16 protein-coding genes and 1 pseudogene are annotated in these 21,081 nt (G+C 53.3%); 10 read left to right on the top strand and 7 right to left on the bottom strand.

Features of this window, described 5'->3' with window-relative positions; translation table 11 throughout:
- The first annotated feature begins 22 nt into the window (after positions 1 to 22).
- Entirely contained in the window at positions 23 to 1,288 is a 1,266-nt protein-coding gene (locus NYE33_RS14240; RefSeq protein WP_341066206.1) for an MFS transporter, read from the top strand.
- 59 nt (positions 1,289 to 1,347) lie between these two features.
- Here the strand turns inward: NYE33_RS14240 and NYE33_RS14235 are convergent, their stop codons facing one another.
- The 6 genes from NYE33_RS14235 to NYE33_RS14210 all read right to left on the bottom strand — a co-directional run bounded on the left by NYE33_RS14235 (position 1,348) and on the right by NYE33_RS14210 (position 9,793).
- Positions 1,348 to 2,682 (bottom strand): sigma-54 interaction domain-containing protein, encoded by a 1,335-nt coding sequence (locus NYE33_RS14235; protein ID WP_341068663.1) that lies wholly within the window; start codon positions 2,680 to 2,682, stop codon positions 1,348 to 1,350.
- Positions 2,683 to 2,839: 157 nt separating this feature from the next.
- Entirely contained in the window at positions 2,840 to 3,799 is a 960-nt protein-coding gene (locus NYE33_RS14230) for a DUF561 domain-containing protein (protein WP_341066205.1), read from the bottom strand.
- 66 nt (positions 3,800 to 3,865) lie between these two features.
- A complete protein-coding gene (locus NYE33_RS14225) occupies positions 3,866 to 5,104 on the bottom strand; it encodes an L-lactate MFS transporter (RefSeq protein WP_341066202.1) in 1,239 nt (412 codons plus the stop codon).
- A gap of 40 nt (positions 5,105 to 5,144) precedes the next feature.
- Positions 5,145 to 6,731 carry an acyl CoA:acetate/3-ketoacid CoA transferase gene (locus NYE33_RS14220; protein WP_340943523.1) on the bottom strand — a complete coding sequence of 529 codons (1,587 nt, stop codon included), beginning with the start codon at positions 6,729 to 6,731 and terminating at the stop codon, positions 5,145 to 5,147.
- Between the two features lie 617 nt (positions 6,732 to 7,348).
- Positions 7,349 to 8,722, bottom strand: coding sequence for an LLM class flavin-dependent oxidoreductase (locus tag NYE33_RS14215; RefSeq protein ID WP_341066200.1), 1,374 nt, complete (start codon positions 8,720 to 8,722; stop codon positions 7,349 to 7,351).
- A 189-nt stretch (positions 8,723 to 8,911) separates the two neighbouring features.
- On the bottom strand, positions 8,912 to 9,793 hold the full coding sequence (locus NYE33_RS14210) for a LysR family transcriptional regulator (protein WP_341066199.1): 882 nt from the start codon (positions 9,791 to 9,793) through the stop codon (positions 8,912 to 8,914).
- Positions 9,794 to 9,959: 166 nt separating this feature from the next.
- Between NYE33_RS14210 and NYE33_RS14205 the strand changes: the two genes are divergently transcribed.
- The 8 genes and pseudogenes from NYE33_RS14205 to NYE33_RS14170 all read left to right on the top strand — a co-directional run bounded on the left by NYE33_RS14205 (position 9,960) and on the right by NYE33_RS14170 (position 19,063).
- Positions 9,960 to 10,646, top strand: coding sequence for a carboxymuconolactone decarboxylase family protein (locus tag NYE33_RS14205; RefSeq protein WP_341066198.1), 687 nt, complete (start codon positions 9,960 to 9,962; stop codon positions 10,644 to 10,646).
- Between the two features lie 36 nt (positions 10,647 to 10,682).
- The gene (locus NYE33_RS14200) at positions 10,683 to 11,873 is read left to right on the top strand and encodes an amidohydrolase (RefSeq protein WP_076243826.1); all 1,191 of its coding nucleotides are present in this window, start codon (positions 10,683 to 10,685) and stop codon (positions 11,871 to 11,873) included.
- 159 nt (positions 11,874 to 12,032) lie between these two features.
- Positions 12,033 to 13,637 carry an ABC transporter substrate-binding protein gene (locus NYE33_RS14195; RefSeq protein ID WP_341066197.1) on the top strand — a complete coding sequence of 535 codons (1,605 nt, stop codon included), beginning with the start codon at positions 12,033 to 12,035 and terminating at the stop codon, positions 13,635 to 13,637.
- A gap of 82 nt (positions 13,638 to 13,719) precedes the next feature.
- Positions 13,720 to 14,664, top strand: a complete 945-nt coding sequence (locus NYE33_RS14190; protein WP_156118690.1) for an ABC transporter permease — start codon at positions 13,720 to 13,722, stop codon at positions 14,662 to 14,664.
- Positions 14,597 to 15,565: pseudogene (locus tag NYE33_RS14185) on the top strand (ABC transporter permease); the annotation flags it as partial. The gene NYE33_RS14190 and the pseudogene NYE33_RS14185, both read left to right, overlap by 68 nt.
- 42 nt (positions 15,566 to 15,607) lie before the next feature.
- Complete coding sequence (locus NYE33_RS14180; RefSeq protein ID WP_341068661.1) at positions 15,608 to 16,645, top strand: ABC transporter ATP-binding protein; 1,038 nt, start codon at positions 15,608 to 15,610, stop codon at positions 16,643 to 16,645.
- Positions 16,646 to 16,648: 3 nt separating this feature from the next.
- Positions 16,649 to 17,644, top strand: coding sequence for an ABC transporter ATP-binding protein (locus NYE33_RS14175; RefSeq protein WP_341066195.1), 996 nt, complete (start codon positions 16,649 to 16,651; stop codon positions 17,642 to 17,644).
- Positions 17,645 to 17,686: 42 nt separating this feature from the next.
- Positions 17,687 to 19,063: an LLM class flavin-dependent oxidoreductase gene (locus tag NYE33_RS14170; protein ID WP_341066193.1), complete on the top strand. Its 1,377-nt coding sequence runs from the start codon at positions 17,687 to 17,689 to the stop codon at positions 19,061 to 19,063.
- A gap of 211 nt (positions 19,064 to 19,274) precedes the next feature.
- Here NYE33_RS14170 and NYE33_RS14165 read toward each other — a convergent pair whose 3' ends face one another.
- A complete protein-coding gene (locus tag NYE33_RS14165; protein ID WP_340943476.1) occupies positions 19,275 to 19,883 on the bottom strand; it encodes a TetR/AcrR family transcriptional regulator in 609 nt (202 codons plus the stop codon).
- 141 nt (positions 19,884 to 20,024) lie between these two features.
- On the opposite strand from NYE33_RS14165, the gene NYE33_RS14160 reads away from it, so the two are divergent.
- A complete protein-coding gene (locus NYE33_RS14160) occupies positions 20,025 to 21,008 on the top strand; it encodes an NADP-dependent oxidoreductase (RefSeq protein ID WP_341066192.1) in 984 nt (327 codons plus the stop codon).
- Positions 21,009 to 21,081 lie beyond the last annotated feature (73 nt).

The following is a 21,081-nucleotide window of genomic DNA, read 5'->3' as shown; positions in this document are numbered from 1 at the left end:
TTAAGCTGAAAGGAGAGTAACTATGCCAGAACCCGTTATAGCCAGCCAGGCTGCCCCTGCGGTACACTCCTATCCAAAACTGTGGGCCAACAAAAAATTCATGCTGCTGCTCTGCTCCTTTTCCATTTCCCTGTTCGGCAACACCTTTCACAGTATCGCTCTCAGTCTCTGGGTGCTTCAGACCACCGGCAGTGCCAAACTGGTGGCTGTACTGACGATCATTAATCTGTTGCTTAGCTCGCTGCTCGGATCAATAGGAGGAACGTTTGCGGATCGGACCAACCGCAGAACCATCATGCTGGTCACGGATCTGATCAGCTGCATACTGGTAGTATCACTCGCCCTGGTCATCTCTCTCCCTTCCGCTTCCTTCATTATCGTGGCCCTGCTTACTGCATTGACCACTGCATCTGCCCTTTTCCAGTCCCCCGCCTACCAGGCCTCCATTATCACCGTGGTCGGCAAAGAGCATGTCCAGCAAGCCGTAGGCATGCTTAACCTGTCAGAGAATATTTGCCGGACAGTCGGCTTTTCCATGGGCGGAATCTTTGTAGCGGGCTTTGGTGCGGCGGATGCCATTTTATTCGATGGAGTCACGTTTGTAGTCTCCTTCCTGCTGGTTCTTGCGGTCCGTTCCCTTCCCGTGCCGACACGCGTGAATGCTGAGCCCGGGCAGAAGAGGAATTTTATTCAGGACCTTGGGGAAGGCATAAGGTATATCTGGAAATTCCCTTTTGCCAAGGCCGTCATCATTATGCTTCCGACGCTCACTCTATTCTTCATGCCCTCGCTGATGCTGACCCAGGTTATGGCCGTCAACGTCTGGAAGGCAAGCCCGTTCCAGTTCGGACTCATGGAAGCTTGTATCCCGCTCGGCTATATGATCGGCTCAGGCCTGATTATGATCCTGGGCTCCAGAATCAGACGGAGAGGATTATTTATTATGAGCGGTCTGTTCTGCCTGGGCCCGATGTACATCCTGTTATCCTTCATCACTTCTGCGGCCACAGCCATTCCTGTCGTTCTGCTGATTGGATTCATGTTCTCGTTCTGCACGCTGCTGATCAATATCATCCTCAGGCTGGAAATATCGGAAGAGATTCAGGGCCGGGTCTTCGGAGTACTTGGGTCGATTATGAGTGTCGCTCCGTCGATCGGTCTAACGCTTGTCTCCTACCTCTCGGATTATTTCAGTCCGGGTCCGGTCATGGGTTCCATTGGTCTGCTGCTGTTCCTGTTCGCCTTATTTGCTTTCACCAAGCTCAAGATCATACGAGATTATAAATAAAGCAGCAAAACTGCGTAGCCGAAGCCCTCCTCAATTACCGTCTTGCCATTCTTGACTACTTAATTCCGCAGCACTTCTTCCATTTTCTTCAGCTTTCTGTAAATAACCGACCGGTCCACACTTAATTTTTTGGCCGCTTCTGTACCGTTTCCATAACAATCCTTCAGCACTTTTACAATATAACGTCCCTCTGCTACTGCAGTGAAGTCTTTCAGCGCAGACAGGTGATGTTTGTTCTTGGCTATGAAGTGGTCAATTGCAAACCAGTCTGCCACCTGATCCTCTTCCTCCTGGCTAACTCCCATGTATTCGGTAACCACAAGCCGTTCGATATAATTCCTCAGCTCTCTTGCATTCCCATGCCAGGGCTGACTCAGCATCTTCTCAAACTCTTCCGCACTTAAGACATATTTCTTCCCGTACATGTGATTGAAGCTGGCGATATAACTGGAGATTAGTCCTACAAGGTCCAGCTTGCGGTTACGGAGCGGAGGAATATGAATCGGGATCACATTAATCCGGTAATACAGATCTTCCCGGAATAACCCTTTCTTCACCATACTCCACAAATCCCGGTTCGTAGCTGAGATCACACGGCAATGGACCGGTATATTCACGATGCCGCCGACGCGTCTTACTTCATTATTCTCCAGAACCCGCAATAGCTTGGCTTGCATCTCAAGCGGCAAATCCGCTATCTCATCCAGAAAAAGAACCCCGCCACTCGCAATTTCAATCATGCCCGCCTTCACTTCCGTCTGTCCTTCCATGACTCCTTTTTCGTATCCAAACAATTCATATTCGAATAGAGCCGGAGCTATGGCTGCGCAATTAATCGCAATGAAGGGCCCCTTCCACTTTTCACTTCTCAGATGAATATATTTCGCTATAACCTCTTTACCGGTCCCGGACTCACCATAGATTAACACTTTACTGTCGTAGGACGCGATCTGGTTGCAGACTTTAATAATCTGTTTCATGGCCAGGCTTTCAGCTACAATCCCTTTGCCTTCTCCCGCTGCTGCTTCTCCCAATTGCTTGTTGATCTGCTGGGTTACAGGTACATTTGCTTCATAATAGGCGTGCTCCTGCTTGAATTCATTAGAAGTGGTGACTACCAGCTGCACCTCCCCATCCTTATCCAGAATAGGAATCGCTGTGGAGAAGATATGAAATCCTCTGGAGGTGATGACATTCTTCGAAACCTTTTGTTTACTTTGAATGGCCTCCATCGTAATCGAATGAGGATAATAGCCGGCCTTCACCAAGTCCTGGACATTCGCCTTCAGCAGCTCCTCCAATTGAACTCCGATGGTTAAAGCGGTAAATTCATTGGAAATTAATATATTTCCGTGTGGATCGGTCACAAATAAAGTGGACGGCAGCTCTTCCATAATTTCGTCTATCGTACGTTTACCTGATTTTTTATTTCTTTTAGTCAAATTTATCAGTCCTATACTATTATAGTAACGCTTACATCCTTATTTAGAAAAAAAGCCAAACGATATCATTACGTAAATGATACCACTTGGCTTATGATATGACACTTTATTATGCGCCTACAACTGATAATGGTCCCAGCTGTAAATGCCCCAGCTTCCCGAGGGTTTCCTGCGCCTCTTCGAACATGGTGGTAATCATCTCTTCAACCGTAGTAATCTTATTCACCATCCCGCAAATCTGTCCAGCCATTACGGAGCCCGTATCTGTATCTCCTTCAAATACGGCCCGGCGCAAAGATCCCAGGCTTAATTTCTCCAGCTCTTCGCGTGAAGCCTTCTCATTCTCAAGTCTCAGGAATTCAGCAATCATACTATTCTTGATGCTTCTTACCGGACCGCCCAGGCTGCGGCCAGTCACCGTTGTGCTCGTATCATCAGCAGCAATGACGGCTTGTTTGAAGTTCTCGTGAGTAGGACATTCCACGGTAGCCAGGAACCGGGTTCCAACCTGAACGCCCTGTGCTCCAAGTGCAAATGCAGCCGCGATACCACGGCCATCCGCAATCCCGCCCGCTCCGATTACCGGAATCGACACTGCACTGGCGACTTGAGGCAGAAGGGCCATCGTCGTGGTTTCACCCACATGTCCGCCTGCTTCGGTTCCCTCTGCAACAATTGCATCCACACCTAAATCTTCCATTTTCTTGGCGATTTTGACTGAAGGAACTACCGGAATGACGATAATGCCATGTTCTTTGAGCGTCTTCATGTATGGAGCAGGCGTGCCTGCACCCGTGGTCACAATCTTCACGCCTTCTTCGATAATGACCTCAATAAGCTCAGGGATATTGTTCATCATCAGCATCAGATTTACTGCGAAGGGTTTATCGGTGCTTGCCTTCACCTTACGAATCTCGTCACGAAGACGGTCCGCAGTAAATCCGCCTGAACCGATAATGCCCAGACCTCCCGCATTGGACACAGCACCTACCAGAGGAGAAACCGCGATTTGAGCCATCCCCCCCTGAAAAATCGGATATTTAATCCCTAATAATTGTGTAATCGACATTGTGTTAACCTCCATTTATATTGTTCGTTAATGTAACTCAGTTATTCATTAATGTAACTCAGTTTCTTAAGCGGCTTGGGTAACTTCAGGCTGTGGCGGCTGTTGTTTATCCATTGCTTTGTACACAAAGGTTAGAGCAAAGCCAACCAAAGAGATCACCAGCGCGATGTAAAAAGCATTCGTGAACATTCCGTCATTGGCCGCTGCCACCTTACCGGCAATTCTCGGTCCGAAGAAGGCCGCTCCTGAATAACCGATAAAGGTTACACCATAGTTGACACCGTAATATTTCATCCCGAATTTCTCGCCGACAATCGAAGGGAAGATGCCCATGGTTCCGCCGAAGCACAAGCCAATGCCTGCAATGGCTACCGCAAATCCGGCGATGGATGTCGTTAATGCTATAGTCAGCATCATGGCCGCAATGACCAGGTAGATCATGAGCAGACATTTTACACGGCCGATTTTGTCGGATACAGCGCCCCAGAATACACGGCCGATGCAGTTACTGAGTGAGTACAGGCTTACATATAGTGCTGCGGCTGCTGCGGAGAGGCCAAACATCTTCTGTCCAATGACAGATGCGTTGGCGGTTACCATCATTCCTGACAAGGCACCGATTAGGAACAGGCAGGCGATGACATAGAATATCGGCTTCTTGATCATTTCGTGCCATTGTACATTAACGCCACCCTTGGCAGCTCCGGCAGCCGGAGGCGCCCAGCCCTCAGGAGCATAACCGGCCGGAGCAGGTTTAACGAGCAGACCCAGACTCAGAATAATTACCAGGAAGACGGCACCGAGCATGATCAATGCCGGCTGCACACCCTGACCGCTGATTAACGCGTTGGCTATAGGTGCGATAACGATAGTTCCGCCGCCGTAGCCCGCTGTAACAATTCCTGCAGCCAAGCCTCTTTTATCCGGAAAGAGCTTTACACTGTTGCCAATGGTAGAGGAATATACAATCCCCTGGCCGATCCCGGTAATAACACCGTAAGTGATATACAGCATCCAAGGTGCGGTTGCGAGTCCCGACAGAATGAAGCCAATCCCGAACATGGCTCCGCCGATAAAGATAGCCTTCCTCGCTCCCCCTTTATCGACCAGTTTCCCTCCCAGGATCATTGGAATTGGAGAGATTGCTGCATTGATCGTAAAAGCCATCATAATATCAGGCATCGAGACGTCAAACACTTTGGTTAATGGAAGGGCGAAAATACTGAATGCGTATATTGCACCTACACAGATATTAATGATGGCCGATGCGATCAGTATCCTCCAGCGGTTTAACTGAATATTCATGAGATCATCCCTTTTCATAGTGTATTGAAGCACGGATAGATTAATAAACTTCCAATAAGACCCGGTTTTTCTCGGCAATGATAGATTTCAGCTTCCCCCAGTGTTCGTGGAACATGGCTTGATCCATTTGCTTGAGCGCAGGCGAGATCACCGGTACAAAGTCCATCTGATCCAGAATATGCGTCTGCAGGTCAACACCTGGTGCGATTTCAGTTAAGGTTACTTTCCCATCCAGCAGTTCAAATACCGCACGCTCCGTAACATATACAACCGGTTGCTCTACCTTTGCCGCATAGGAGCCGCTGAACGTGATCTGCTGCACCTTCTTAATGAACTTTTTCACTTTTCCCTCTTGAAGGATGTGCAATTTCCCGTCTTCAACCTTGATCTCCAGACCACCGGCGGTGAATGTACCTGCGAATACCAGCTTTTTGGCTGCCTGAGAGATATTAATGAATCCGCCGCATCCGGCTACCCGGGTACCAAATTTGCTGACATTTACGTTCCCGGACTCATCCATTTGAGCGAGGCCAAGGACAGATAAATCGATACCGCCTCCATCATAGAAATCGAACTGCGCGTCATGATCTACAATGGCCTCAGAGTTATAGGCATGGCCGAAGTCCTTCAGACCTGCGGGAACACCCCCGATAGAACCGGCCTCCGTGGTTAGAATCAGCTGGTCACTTACTCCCTCCTCTTCTGCTATGTTGGCAACATTAACCGGAATTCCAACCCCAAGATTCAGGATCGCATTCGGCTGAAGCTCTATTGCCGTGCGGCGGGAGATGATTTTGCGTTCATCCAGCGGCAGCGATTCAATAGATTCGGTAGGCACCTTAACATGACCGGAGAATGCCGGATTATATTGGGTGTTCTCTGTCTGGTAATGATTCTCCGGCTTGGACACGACAATATAATCTACTAGAATCCCTGGAACTTTAACATCCTTAGGGTTAAGGGTGCCGCGCTTGGCAACCGTCTCTACCTGGGCGATCACGATGCCTCCCGAATTGCGGACTGCCTGGGCGATAGGCAGAACCTCCATATGCAGGCCTTCCTTTTCCAGCGTCAGATTGCCATTCTCATCAGCCACGGTTCCGCGGATCAAGCCGACATGAATAGGAAAGGATTTATAGAATAACCACTCCTCGCCCTCTAGCTCGATAACCTTTACAATGTCTTCCTTCGTGGACGGGGACATTTTGCCGCCTTCGACCCGGGGATCAACGAACGTCTCCATGCCTACTTTGGTAATCACACCCGGACGCTTGGCGGCAATTTCCCGGTAGAGCTGAGTAATTACACCCTGGGGCAAATTGTACGCTTCACATTTGTCTTCTTCGATCAGCTTCGCCATCCCGGGGGAAGCAATGGCAATTCCGCCAATCCAGCGTTTAATCAATCCTTCATGGCCTAAATGGCTCATCCCTTTGTCGCGGCGGTTGCCGACTGCACTGGCGTGCATGACCGTCAGATTTCTCGGCAGCCCCGTTTGCATGAAGCGGTCCTCAATGGCTATCCCCATCTCTTCTGCCCAGCAGGATAATCCAAATCCGCTGGCTGCCACTGTATCTCCGTCTTTGATGAGTTCCGCTGCTTTGGCGGCTGAAATTACTTTGGTCATTTCATCTGCTCCCTTGTATGTGAATAATTTCACTTCGCTGATTAAAAAAATAAAACGCTTGATTGATACGCTTCGAAAGTATTGTGAAATATTTCGCAATGTCATCGTATTACAGAAAAAAGGACCGGTCAACCGGCCCAAAATGGCTTTAATTCAAGGTTTTTTTCTGTTGTTTTTTTGCGACTGGCACTGTTGAACGCATCCCCTTCAAGCACGTTTTGTCTGCAATGCCTGATTAGCAGGCCTGAACAAACAGCTGAAATACACGGCTGAATATCCCCCACCCGGTCTAGAGGTATGAGTCGCAAAATAACCACACTATTTCATCCCCCATAGTCTCGCCGTTAGTGACAACAACGCGGAGGCGGCCTTTCCTAACCGGCGGATAATACAAATGGATGCAGAAGCTACATTAAGATATGGGTACCTATCCAGAAAAAATAAAATATTTTTCCGATATTGCGTAAATTGCATTTTTGCAACAGCGGATTTAAGCGGAATTACTGCAAATCTAAGCAGAGTAAGATAATAACCAGACCTACCGCTTCCAAAAAAAGAGCGAGACCTGGCGCTTCAAGCGCGCTTGTCTCACTCTTTCCTTTGTTCAATGCTAAGCTCTATTCCTCCAGCCTACGGAAGGCTGCCCCCGGATGTGTACCCGCCAGGCGCGTGGCTCCCTTTCCAAACAGCCGCTCGCGGAGCGTCGTTTCCTCATACCGCTCCCGGAATATCCCCCGCTGCTGCAGCACAGGCACAACCTGCTCGATGAAGTCGCGGTGTCCTCCGGGCAGGACGTAACGTTCTAAGTTGAAGCCGTCCACTCCCGTCTCCTCCACCCAATACTGCATTTGGTCCGCGATCTCTTCTGCTGTGCCCGCCACAGTAATTCCCCGGAATTCCTTGGCCGAGAAGTTGTCGATGACGTCCTGCACCGTAGGAATGAAGCCGCTGTGCTTCGTGTATCTTTCCGTATGGGTACGGCCTTGCTCCGTCTGCAAATTGGTGAACGGCGCGTCCGGGTCAAGGGCTGTAAGGTCGATGCCCGTCGAGGTCTCATAGGTGAGCAGTGCCGCTTCTTTGCTGGCATAACTCCGGTAGGATTCCAGCTTCCGCTGCGCTTCCTCCTTCGTCCGTCCGACGACGGCGGACAAGCCGGTGAAGATTTTGATCTGCTCCGGGCCTCTCCCATAGGCAGCCGCCCGCCGGCGGATATCCTGCACTTGTGCGCGCAGTGCCTCGACGGTAGGGGCTTTGAGGAAGACGCCTTCCGCATGTTTGGCTGCGAAATCCCGTCCGCGGTCCGAGCTGCCCGCCTGGAAGAGAACCGGTGTCCGCTGAACCGACGGTTCGCTTGAGTGGGCTGCGGTCATCTGGAAGTAACGCCCTTCATGCTTGACGATATGCACCTTGGAAGAATCGGCATAGCGGCGGCTGAGCTTGTCACCGGTGACAGCATCCTCTTCCCAGCTGCCCTCCAGCAGCTTGTAGCTGACTTCCATGAACTCCTCCGCCTGCTCATAGCGCTCATCATGCGGCAGAATACCGCTTCGGCCGAAGGCCTCCGCCCCGCTGATCCCTCCCGTGGCAACCACGTTCCAGCCGATCCGGCCATTGGTGAGGTGATCCAGTGTCGAGAACCGGCGGGCGTTCGGGAAAGGCAGCTCATAGACGGGAGATGCCGTAGTCACGAAGGCCAGATGTTTAGTCGCCGCAGCCAGCGCGGGGATCAGGAGCATCGGGTCGTTGGCTGGCGCATACACCGCCTCCCGGTAGGTGAGCTCCCGCTTATGATTGGGATAGCCGTACGAATCGGCAAAGAACATGAAGTCGAACAACCCCCGCTCCAGAAGCTGGGCCAGCTCAATCCAGAAATTCAGCTCCTTATACCGGTAGGACTGATTATCCGGATGTGCCCACAAGCCCTGAGTCATCTGATTCAGCGTATTGATGTCGAAGATGCCTAGATGGATTTTTTTCACCTGAGAACTCATTCCTTCCTGCTCTATGATCCGTTTGTTAATAGAATATGAATATCTATAAGTACAGAGGATATCCGATGCCAAGGCGAATGTACAATAGAAAGAAGTGAATCCGGCAATTAGAAATAGTAAAGTCCGCCCCTTTTCGCAGAAAAGCCCCGGGCGAATGCAAGGATTGCACCCGCCCGGGGCAAAGCTGTTTCAGGCATACATCCGTTTGATCTCCTCTACCAGCCCTTGGCTGATCCGGCTCATGGAAGCCTGATTACGGCGGGTCAGAATTCCAAGGGAAGGCCCCTCCATCAGATCGGCTACATCCTTCACCACTGTACCCGGGATCGGCGGCATTACCGCCACTTCCGGCGCAAGCGCAATGCCCAGCTTCGATTGGACGAAGTATTTGATCACGGTAATGCCCGCTACTTCTATACTGCTCTGGCGCAGCTTGCCTATATGCTTGGTAATCATCTCTTCAATCCGGATGCGGAAGGCGCATGAGCCGGGGGTGAACAGGAATTTCTCATCCTTCAGGTCTTTAAGATGAAGATCCTCCCGCCCGGCCAGCGGATGATCATCAGGTACGATCAGCTTGAAGGTCTCCTTGAGCAGCGGGTAGAACTCCAGCTCCAGGTGCGGCTCTGGCTGGTTGCACAAGACCAGGTCAAGCCTGTCCTCCAGCAGCATGCCGGCAAGCTCTTTCGTTGTACCGATCGTCACCTTGGTCTGCACCTTCGTCTTCTGCCGGGTGAAGGATGCCAGGATGTCAGGCAGGCGTTTGCTGGCCGACGGCTCAGAAGCGCCGACGCGGATAAGGCCGGTCTCCCCCTGAATGAAATCAACCAGCGCAACGTTCAGATCATCGTATTCCTGCAGCAGCGACCCTGCTCTCTCATGGAACAGGCGGCCCGCCGTCGTCAGTGTAATGGTCTTGCCCCGCTCAAACAGCTTGACACCAAGCTCTTCCTCCAGTTTTTTGATCTGAATCGTAATGGTGGGCTGTGAGTACTGCAGCGCCTCCGCCGCCCGTTGAAAATTGCCAAGCTTCACGATGGTTTGAAAGGTTTTGATAAGTCGAATTTCCAAGCGCGTCACACCTCCCAATCACAACGATTTACTATTTATAAACCGAAGCTTTATATATTTCAATTATACAACTCGTTTCTTTTCCCCTATTATAGCAGACAAGCCATTAAATAATCCAAGCGGATTACAATGAATTAAAAAAACCCATAAAAGTGAGGCCTCTATTATGAATAATCCAAGCAGCTCAGTTCCGGAAAGCAACAAAAGCCTGTATACCCGCCACACCCCGAGTTTCTCCGCCAAGCTGTTCGCATACTCTCCCGAAGGCTTCAAGGCATTCGGTGAATTCAACAAGCAGGCTCTGGCAGCCGGAGTGCTGAGTGTGAAGACTAAGGAGCTGATTGCAGTTGCCGTATCGCATGTCACCGGATGCCCTTACTGCATCGAAGCCCATATCGGCAAGTCCAAATCCGAGCAAACCACTTTCGAAGAAATCTTCGAATCGGTGACTGTCGCCGCTGCCGTCAAAGCCCACTCTGCCTTCTTCAACGCTTCGAACGCGCTGAAGGCATTCCAAGGCAGCACGGACGCCGATCTCTTCCCGCTCTCCAATATTGAACTGGCTGACAAGCTTGAGGACGTGAACGGGGACCTTTACAACGGGTTCCACGAATTCCTGCAGATTTCACTGCGCGGCGGAAGTATCCCGGAGAAAGAGAAGCTGCTGATTGCGGTCGGAGCCGCGCTCGTCGAAGGCAGCGCGTATTCCATCGAAATCTTCACCCGCCGCGCCAAGGAGGCAGGCATTACCATAGAAGAGCTGGCCGAGACAACCCTTGTGGCCACCGTGCTCAAAGCCGGCTCCGCAATGGCCCACCGCGTAAACGCCCTGCAGGCCTATGAGAGAGAATAAGCAGTGTCCGTACCCGGACAGAGAGGGGTCGTTCCTATGACAGAGCAAACGAATAACCGCGAAGAATGGCCGGAGGGTCTGGCGGAGCAGCTCGTTGCCTGGCGGCGGCATCTCCACCGCCATCCCGAGCTCTCCTTCCAGGAGGAGAACACCGCCCGCTTCGTTACTGACACTCTCGCAAGCTTCGGCGGCCTTGAGCTCAGCCACCCGACGCCGACCAGCGTCGTCGCACGGCTGACCGGCGCCAAGCCGGGCAAGATTCTTGCTCTGCGTGCAGATATGGACGCCCTGCCGATTCTGGAGGAGAATGAGTTCGAGTTCGCTTCGGGCAAACCGGGCGTCATGCACGCGTGTGGCCATGATGGCCATACAGCCATGCTGCTGGCTGCGGCCCGGCTGCTTACAGAGCGGCGGGACAAGCTGCACGGCGAGATCCGCTTCATCTTCCAGCATGCCGAGGAGCTGCCGCCGGGCGGTGCCATTGAGCTGGTTGAGGCGGGGGTGATGGACGGTGTAGATTGGGTATTTGGCGAACACCTGGCCTCCCAGCTGCCGGTCGGGCAGATTGGCATAGCCTACGGCGATATGGCCGCTTCACCAGACAATTTCACCATATTCATCAAAGGCTACGGCGGCCATGCCGGCTTCCCGCACCGGGCTGTCGACACCATCGCGGTCGGCGCCCAGATCGTGGCGAACGTACAGCATATTGTCTCCCGCTACACGAATCCCCTGGACCGGTTAGTTGTCTCTGTAACTCAGTTCACTGCCGGAGCATCTCACAATGTTATACCGGACACGGCCATTCTCAAAGGCACTGTCCGCAGCTTCGGAGAGCAGGTCCGCCGGGAGGCGCATGAACAATTACTGCGCATTGTGCAGGGCATTACGGCGGCGCATGGTGCTGAGTTTGAATTCGATTACGTCCTCGGCTATGAGCCGGTCGTTAACGATGAAGCGCTCACCCGGATCCTTGAAGAAGCTGCGGGTGAGCTGGTCGGGCAGAATGCCGTCATCCATACACCTCCAGGCATGAGCGGTGAGGATTTCTCCGCCTATCAGCAGAAGGTACCCGGCACGTTCGTCAACATCGGCGCCGGCAATCCGGATAAAGGCATTGTATACCCCCATCACCATCCGAAATTCACTTTCGATGAATCCGCACTGGAAACCGGTGTCCGGTTGTTCGTACGGGCGGCGGACAAGCTGCTGGACTGGGATTCCTAGCCGTAATCCCCTCAGACTTTAGTTTTATTGATCGCATCCATTAAAAGGATTCAATATACATCTTTAATAAAATCATATATATTTAATTTTAATATATTAAATCCGATTATACTAATTGGATTAATAAAGTTTAGACACCAGACTAAGGGGAGAAACCAGATGAATAAGCTATACCGCCATTCCATTCTAGTACTGCTGCTTGTCTCGCTGCTCGCCGTATACGGCTGCTCTTCGGGCAACGGCAATAACAATGCAGCCTCAGGCGCGGATGCCAGCGCTCCCGGAACGGCTGAGCCGGCCCCGGAGAACCTGGCTTCAGAGCTGCGCTTCCCGCTCGCCCAGCAGGTGCCGACGCTGGATCCGCACTTGTCGCTTAATACCAATGTTTATGTAACGCTGAATATTTTTGAAGGGCTGTTTGCCTTCGATGCCAACTTCAACCCGGTTCCGATGCTGGCCGAATCCTACGATCTGAGCGAGGACGGCAAGACGTATACCTTCCATCTGCGTCAGGGTGTCAAGTTCCACAACGGCAAAGAGCTGAAGGCGGAGGATGTCACCGCTTCCCTCAACCGCTGGAAGTCACTGACCGGCCGTGCGCAAGCCTCGCTGGGAGAATCAGAGTTTACGATAAAAGATGATTACACCGTCGAGCTTGCGCTGAGCGAGCCCCGCAACGACATTATCTCTCAATTAAGCCATGTGCTTAACAATGCCGCGATCTTGCCTAAGGAAATCGTAGAGGCAGCCGGACCGGACGGCGTGAAGGAATACATCGGTACCGGCCCGTTCAAGCTCGTTGAATGGAAGCAGGACCAGTACGTACATGTTGCGAAGTTCGATGACTATCAATCCATCGACACCCCCGCTTCCGGTCTCTCCGGCAAGAAAGAAGCCTATCTCCAGGATATCTATTTCGATATCGTCACAGACAGCGCGACACGCTTCTCTTCGTTCCTCGCGGGCACTTACGATTACGTTGATGTTACTCTAGACAATCTGCCGCAGGTTGAAGGCCTTGCAGGTGTGACGGTGAACAAGAACCTCGGATCGGATATCAACCTGGTGTTCAATAAGAAGTCTCCGCTGTTCTCGAACATCAAATACCGCGAAGCGGTAGCCGCCGTGCTGGACGCCGATGAGATTCTGCTTGGAACAGTGAATTCTCCGGACTTGTACCGCCTTAACCCGAGCTACATGTATCCGGAGAATACGACCTGGTACAGCGAAGCCGGCAAGGAGAACTATAATCAGAAGAATCCGGATAAGGCGAAGCAGCTGCTTCAAGAAGCCGGCTACAGCGGCCAGGAAGTAACCCTGCTTACGACCAAAGAGCTCGGCGGCTCCTTCTATAACGCAACAATCGTCCTCCAGAAGGAACTGGAAGCCATCGGTGTGAAGACCAAGCTGGATATCAACGACTTCGCAACCCTGCTGAAAAAACGCGCTGACCCGAACGCCTGGGACATCTATGTTGGACTGTTCACCATGCCGTCCACCCCTTCCCAGCTGCTCTACCTGAATCCGACCTACGGCTTCGCTGAAGATGCTAAGCTCGCTGAGCTGACCAAGCAGCTGACCGCAGCCTCCACACCGGAGGAGATCAAGACAGCCAACGATGCGCTGCAGCAGTACGAGTGGGAATATCTCGCCGCCGTCAAGATCGGTGACACCTACTCCCAGAGCGCAACACGTGACAAGCTGACAGGATTGACCACGCTGGCAGGTTATCCAAATCTGGCCAATACGAAACTGTCCCAATAAAGCAAACCGGAGCCGCATGAATCCCCCAGGGATTGCATGCGGCCCTTGTCCTTCATCACCCGCCTGGAAGGAGGCTCCATTCTTGGCATTTTACATTACAAGACGGCTGCTGGCCATGATTCCTGTACTCTTCGTCCTGTCCGTGATCGTCTTCCTCATCATCTATCTGATTCCCGGTGATCCCGCTGCCGTCATGCTTGGCGATGGCGCCAGTCCGGAAACGATTGAGGCGCTGCGGGAGCAAATGGGTCTGAACCTGCCTCTTCTCCCGCAATATCTGCGGTGGATCGGACATACGCTGCAAGGCGAGCTTGGCGACTCCTTCTTCATGAGGCAGCCGGTCCGCACAGCACTGGCCGAGCATCTGGGCCCGACCTTCTCGCTTGCCGTGCTGGCAGAGCTTATCGCCATTGTCATCGCGGTTCCCTTCGGTGTTCGTGCAGCCTCCAGAAGAGGAGAGCTTGCGGACAAGGCGTTGACAGGATTTTCGCTGTTTGGCATCACGGTTCCCGGGTTCGTACTCAGCATGTTCACGGTGCTGCTTTTTTCCGTACAGCTTAAATGGCTTCCCGTGTCCGGCTACAAGCCGCTCTCTGACGGCCTGATAACACACCTGAAGTATCTGATCCTGCCGGCCCTCTCGCTCGGCATTGTCCAAGCCGCCTTGCTGGCAAGAGTTACCCGCTCCTCAATGCTTGAAGTGCTGAACGAAGGCTTCGTCAAGACGGCGCTTGCCAAAGGCGTCAGCGAGCAGGGCATCGTATACCGTCACGTCCTGCGCAACGCGCTGCTGCCGATATTGACGGTGATTGGCGGATCATTTGGCGCTCTGCTTGCCGGTGCAGCCGTCATTGAATCCATTTTTAATATCCCCGGTATGGGACAATTGCTTGTCAACTCGGTACAGCGAAGGGATTACGCGGTTATCCAAGGGGTTATCCTGTTCGTCGCCTTCGCTTATGTCATGGTCAATCTCGTCGTGGATCTGCTCTGCACGATCGTCGATCCGAGGGTCAGACTCAAATAACGGAGGGAAAGGAGAACTATTGCTAATGCCCCTATTGGAGATAAAGGCGGATGAATTGGCTGCCCGCAGGCTCCGCCTGAAGCGGGAGAACCGCAAACTGTTCGTGCGGAGATTCTTGGTCAACAAAGCCGCGGTTACCGGCAGTGTGCTCATTGCACTGGTCGCTGCCGTTTCGCTGTTCGCGCCCTGGATCGCAAGCCGCGATCCCTACGCTATCGACGTCGTCAACCGTCTTAAGGCTCCAAGCGCCGTATATCCGTTCGGTACGGACAACTTTGGCCGCGACCTGCTGACGCGGGTCGTATACGGAACGCGGATGTCGGCCGAAGTCGGCTTCGCGGTCGCGCTTGGTTCGTCGGCAATCGGTCTCGTCATTGGCCTGTACGCCGGCTATTTCAAATGGCTGGATCAGATTCTGATGCGCGTGATGGATGGTCTATTCGCTTTTCCGGCCGTGCTGCTGGCGATAGCAATGATGGCCGCGCTAGGGCCGAGCGTCGGCAATCTGATCCTCTGCCTGATCATCGTCTTCGTCCCTTCCATTGCCCGGATCGTCCGTTCCTCGGTGCTGACTGCCAAGGAGACGACCTATATTGAAGCCATGCATACCTTGGGCGCGTCACACAACCGGATTATCTGGAAGCATATTCTGCCCGGCACCCTGTCCACGCTTATTGTTCAAGGCTCCTTCATCTTTGCCGAGGCAATTATCGTGGAGGCGGCGCTCAGCTTCCTTGGTGCAGGCATTCCCGCTCCTACGCCAAGTCTCGGGAACCTGCTGTCGGACGGCAAGCTGTATATTTACAACTCGTCATGGATGACCCTCTTTCCCGGCCTTGCGCTTGTCCTCGTCGTGCTCGCGATGAACCTGTTCGGCGACGGCCTCCGGGATCTGCTCGATCCCCATGCCCGCCGTTCGTTGACCAAACGCTTGGTCCAACCGCTGAAACAGCGTCCCGTTTCGTTTCAAGCGGGTTCCGCTGCGGCGGATGAGCCGCTTCTGCAGATTAGGGAGCTTAAGACTCAGCTCCATACGGAACGCGGCCGGGTACCCGCAGTGGACGGGGTATCGTTCGAGGTGGGTAAAGGAGAGGTCGTAGGAATCGTTGGGGAATCCGGGTGCGGCAAAAGCGCCACTGCCCAGTCCGTACTGCGGCTATTCGACGAGAAAAGGCTCGCAGAATACGAAGGGGAGATTCGCTACAACGGCATTGATCTGCTTAAGCTCACCCCTAAACAGATGCGCAGTGTCCGCGGCAATGAAATTTCTATGATCTTTCAGGACCCGCTCAGCTCTCTGAATCCGGTTCACACCATTGGAGAGCAGATCGTCGAGACGCTGCGGCTGCACCGGCCCATTGGCAAAAAAGAAGCCTGGACGAAGGCCATCGGGCTGCTGCGGCTAACCGGTATTCCTGCTCCCGAACGGAGAGCACGCGAATATCCCCATCAGCTCTCAGGCGGCATGCGCCAGCGCGTCATGATTGCCATTGCTCTTGCCTGCGAGCCGCAGCTGCTCATTGCCGATGAGCCGACGACTGCACTGGACGTAACCATTCAAGCGCAGATTCTGGAGCTGATCTTAGACCTTAACCGCAGAATGGGCATGAGCGTCATGCTCATCACCCATGACCTCGGCGTCGTGGCCGAAGCATGCAGCCGGGTCGTCGTCATGTACCTTGGCCAGGTGGTCGAGAGCGGCGATGTCCGTACCCTGTTCGAGAAGCCTCTTCATCCTTACACGATCGGGCTGATGCAATCGGTTCCCCGTCTGGACGGAGACCGCTCCCAAGAGCTGGCTGCCGTTCCGGGAAGTGTCCCCTCCCTTGATCAGATTCCGCAAGGCTGCCGGTTCGCGCCGCGCTGCTCCTATGCGGATGACAAGTGCCGGACTGCTATGCCTCAGCTTGCCGCGCTGCCAGGCAGCGATACCCTGGTCAGATGCTGGCATGCCGGCAAGCTGAGCGGAATGGAGGTCTGACAGATGATAACGACAACGATACAACACAGGGAATTAGCAGCCGAGCCGCTTCTGCGGGTCAACGGTCTGAAGAAATATTATTCCGCCGCCAATCAGGCAGGCTTCCGCCAGTCCGTCGTCAAGGCCGTCGACGGTGTCTCCTTTGACCTCCGGGAAGGAGAGACTTACGGACTGGTCGGGGAATCCGGCTGCGGCAAGAGCACGCTCGGCAAGTCGCTGCTCCGATTGACAGAGCCTACAGACGGAGAAGCGTTCTATCAGGGGGTCGATCTGTTCAAGCAGCCGCGCAAAGCGTTTCAGAACTACCGCCGTGAGCTGCAGATGGTTTTCCAGGACCCCTTCTCCTCTCTGAATCCCCGTCAGATTATCGGCCAGGCGCTGGAGGAGGCACTGGCCATTCACCGCATCGGTACGCCAAAGGAACGGACCCTGCATGCGATGGAAATGCTTCACACCGTTGGCTTGCAGATGGAGCACTATTACCGGCTGCCCCACGAGCTGTCCGGCGGACAACGGCAGCGGATTGGACTTGCCCGCGCGCTTATCCTTAATCCGCGGATCGTCATCTGCGACGAGCCCGTATCTGCACTCGATGTTATTATCCAATCTCAGATCATTAACCTGATGCGCCGGCTGCAGGCCGAGCTGAAGCTCACTTATCTGTTCATCGCCCACGACATTGCTGTCGTCCGGCACATCTCCGACCGCATCGGGATTATGTATCTTGGCAAGCTGGTTGAGGAGGCGGATACGGACAGCCTGTTCGCGAACCCGCTTCATCCATACACACAAGTCCTGCTCTCGGCTGTTCCCGTACCGGACCCGGCAGCACGGCGCCAGCGCATCATTCTGGAGGGCGACCTTCCTTCACCGCTGGACCCGCCCTCCGGATGCGCCTTCCATACCCGCTGTCCGTACGCCATGGACCGGTGCCGCACCGAGACACCGGTCCAGAGGGAAGCATCCGAGGGACATTTTGCCGCATGCCATTTGATATAGGACCATCCTCCAACCCAATCACCAGGAAAGGCAGGAATTAACATGAAAAAGATCCATCTCGGCGTATTCGAGGTCAACAGTGTCAACCATCTTACCCAGGGAATCTGGGCACATCCTGACCAGCAGCGCGTCCATTACAGCAAGATCGAGTACTGGAAGAATATCGCCCAGCTGCTGGAGAGAGGAAAGTTCGACTTCATGTTCTTCGCCGATACGTACGGCTACCCGAAGCAGCGGACGGAGATGGCCTTCCGGGAGGCAACCGGCTTGCCCGGAAATGACCCGATGATGCTAATTCCTGCGCTCGCCATGGTTACCAAGAATCTGGCATTCACGATGACGACCTCGACCAGCTACGAGGCCCCCTACTCGAATGCGCGGCGCTTCTCCTCACTCGACCATGTTACAAACGGCCGTATTGGCTGGAATGTCGTGACCACCAGCAACAAGTCTGCTGCTGACCTGTTCGGGCGCGAGGATCTGTTCCTGCCCCATGACGAGCGTTATGATATGGCGGATGAATATATGAGCCTAAGCTACAAGCTGTTCGAGGGCAGCTGGGAGGAGGATGCCGTGCTGATCGACCGCGAAAACCGTGTATTCACTGATCCGGCCAAAGTGCACAAAATCGTTCATGAAGGCAAATACTTCAAGCTTACCGGCTATCACGGGACCGAGCCTTCCCCGCAGCGGACACCGGTTATCTTTCAGGCGGGCAGCTCGAACCGGGGCCGCGCCTTCGCTGCCAAGCATGCCGAGGGCATCTTCCTGAAAGCGCCGAACATTGAAGTGCTGCGGGATCAGATCAGCGACATCCGCCGCAGAGCTGCCGAATATGGCCGCGACCCTTCGGCCGTTAAAGTATTCACGGGTCTGTCGGTAGTCGTCGGGCGGACCAGGGAGGAAGCCGAGCGCAAGCATGCGGAGTACCTCTCCTATCAGAGTGCAGAAGCGACGCTGTCCAGCTATGCCAATGTCACAGGTATCGACCTGACCCGGCTCGATCCCGATTCCTATTTCGAGAATATCCACACCGAGATGGGTCAGACCCATACCGACCGGTTCACCAAGCACAGTAAGTCGAAAAAGACGGTCCGTGAGGTAGCGGAGGACTTCCTGCAGAAAGGCTTCCGCGGCTTGACGGTGATTGGCACGCCCGAAGAAGTAGCCGACAAAATGCAATACTGGATCGAAGAGACAGACCTCGACGGCTTCAATCTGGAGCCTTACATTCTGCCTGCTTCCTATGAGGACTTCATCGAGCTGGTCGTCCCGGTATTGCAGCGCCGGGGTATTTTTAAAGAGGAATATGAGGAAGGTACCTTCAGGGAGCGTCTATTCGGAAAAGGTGCCTCCCGCCTGCCCGATCACCATCCGGGCGCTGAGTTCCGTGACCCCTCGCGGCTAACGCAGGAATAAGCTATAAGATTATTGAGGTAGAAGATGACCCGGATCTGTAAGTGCTGAGGCGATTATGCCCTGCTTCCCGGTGTAGGAGCGAGCTTACACATGAATAAATCGAGCCGGAGAGGCCTATGCCCCTCCGGCTCGATTTTTCTATCTCTATGGACATAAACCTTGTTCCCTCTGATTGTCTTACACGGAAGACCTGAGTTCTGACCGTTCATGATCAAACTGTTGGCTGTGGCTGCGGCACCATCTGATTGCGTTCCATCAGCGCCCACACTTGTTCTGCCAGCTCTGCTGCGGAATACGGGGTAGCCCGGGTAACCAGCTGTTCAATCATACCGGTCATCGCCACCGCCAGAAATTGCACCAGTATTCCCTTATTCATCTTCCGGTTAATCCCGCTCATATCCATCTGTTTGTCGAACCCCCGCAGCAGTACGGCCTGCAGACGGTTTCTGAATGCAGGAACCCCTTTGTTGGCCAGTGCCGCGGCATAGAAGGAAGCATGCTGATCCAGGTACTGGAACGTGTAGAGCAGAGCTGCCTCCGTCGGGAAAAGCGCCTGCTCGCCGCATGGCAGGCAGCTGTCAATCAACTGGACAAAATGGGTTCTGATGCACTGATCCAGCAGATCGTATTTGTCGGTATAATGCAAATAAACGGTGCCCCGGCTTACATCGGCCCGCTCAGCAATTTCGTTTATCGTGATTTGTTCAAAGTTCTTCTCTGCAATCAGCAGGATAAAGGCCTCGATAATAGCTTCCCGCGATTTACGTATCCGTCTGTCCATAAGCAGCTCCTTCTTGGCCCCGTTCTCTTGATTGAACATTTCTCCCGATTCTGTACAGTACTGAACGGATTCAGGAATTTCAGCAATTGATGCAGCCACACAGCATTGGTACGATCATTATATTGAACGTCTATTCGTAAATCAACAGATGTTCAAACATAGAGATCGGAGGCTTCTGTCATGAATGCTATTGTTATCCAAAATTACGGAAATCCCGGAGTATTCACCCAAATGGCTCTCACTTCCCCCGCCACTACCGATACCCAGGTGCTTATCGAGGTGTATGCCACAACTGCAAGCTCCGCAGACCAGCTGGTCCGCTCAGGCGCATTCAAGCAGGTGATGCAGGTCCGGTTCCCGCATGTGCTGGGCGTTGAAGTAGCCGGAATAGTGAGGGAAACAGGAAGGAATGTGTCACAGCTTAAGGTTGGTGACCGCGTCATGGGACTCTCCAGATTGGGCGGCGGTTACGCAGACCTCGTAGCTCTGGAAGAGAACTCAGCCGTTGTCCTTCCGCCCGGGCTTCCCTTCCAGGAAGCTGCCGCCCTGCCGGCCTCTGCTCTGTCGGCCTGGCAATCCTTATTCCAGTATGGCAAGCTGGAATCCGGCCAGCAGATTCTGATTCATGCAGGCGCAGGCGGCGTGGGACATCTGGCCGTTCAAATGGCCAAACAACACGGCGCCTACGTCATTGCCACAGCCCGAGCGTATAATCACGAATTCGTGCTGAACCTTGGGGCAGACGAAGTCATTGACTACACGACGACTGATTTTGCAGAAGCAGCCGGTACAGTAGATGTCGTGCTGGATATGGTGAGAGACGCAGCTATAGATTCAGATACAGGAATAGGAGCAACCGAACAGAAGAACATCCGGATTCTGCGGGACAACGGCAGGCTAATTTCTCTCGTAGACCCGTCGATCGCTGCTCACCCTAAGACTCGCGGCATCGAAGCCAAGTTTGCCTATATCGAGCCTAGCCGAAGTGATCTGGCCTCCATTATCCGGCAGGTCCGCGAGAATAAGCTTAAAGTCCATGTGGATGAAATTTTCCCGTTTACTGTACAAGGAATATCCGAAGCACATGATCATTATGAAACCGGGAAGTTCCGGGGGAAGTTAGTGATTGTCAACAACGAATCTTTACAAAAAGATACGCCATAAACAAAACAACATGTTAGCCAAAGCACTTAAAAACAAACAAGGGTCCCAGCTCAAAATGAGCTGACACCCTTGT

The sequence above is a fragment of the Paenibacillus sp. FSL R10-2199 genome, from assembly GCF_038000235.1.
In the GTDB taxonomy this organism is placed as follows: domain Bacteria; phylum Bacillota; class Bacilli; order Paenibacillales; family Paenibacillaceae; genus Paenibacillus_AQ; species Paenibacillus_AQ phytohabitans.
Note: the sequence above shows the minus strand (reverse complement) of the source record. Positions and strands in the feature narration are given on the sequence as shown.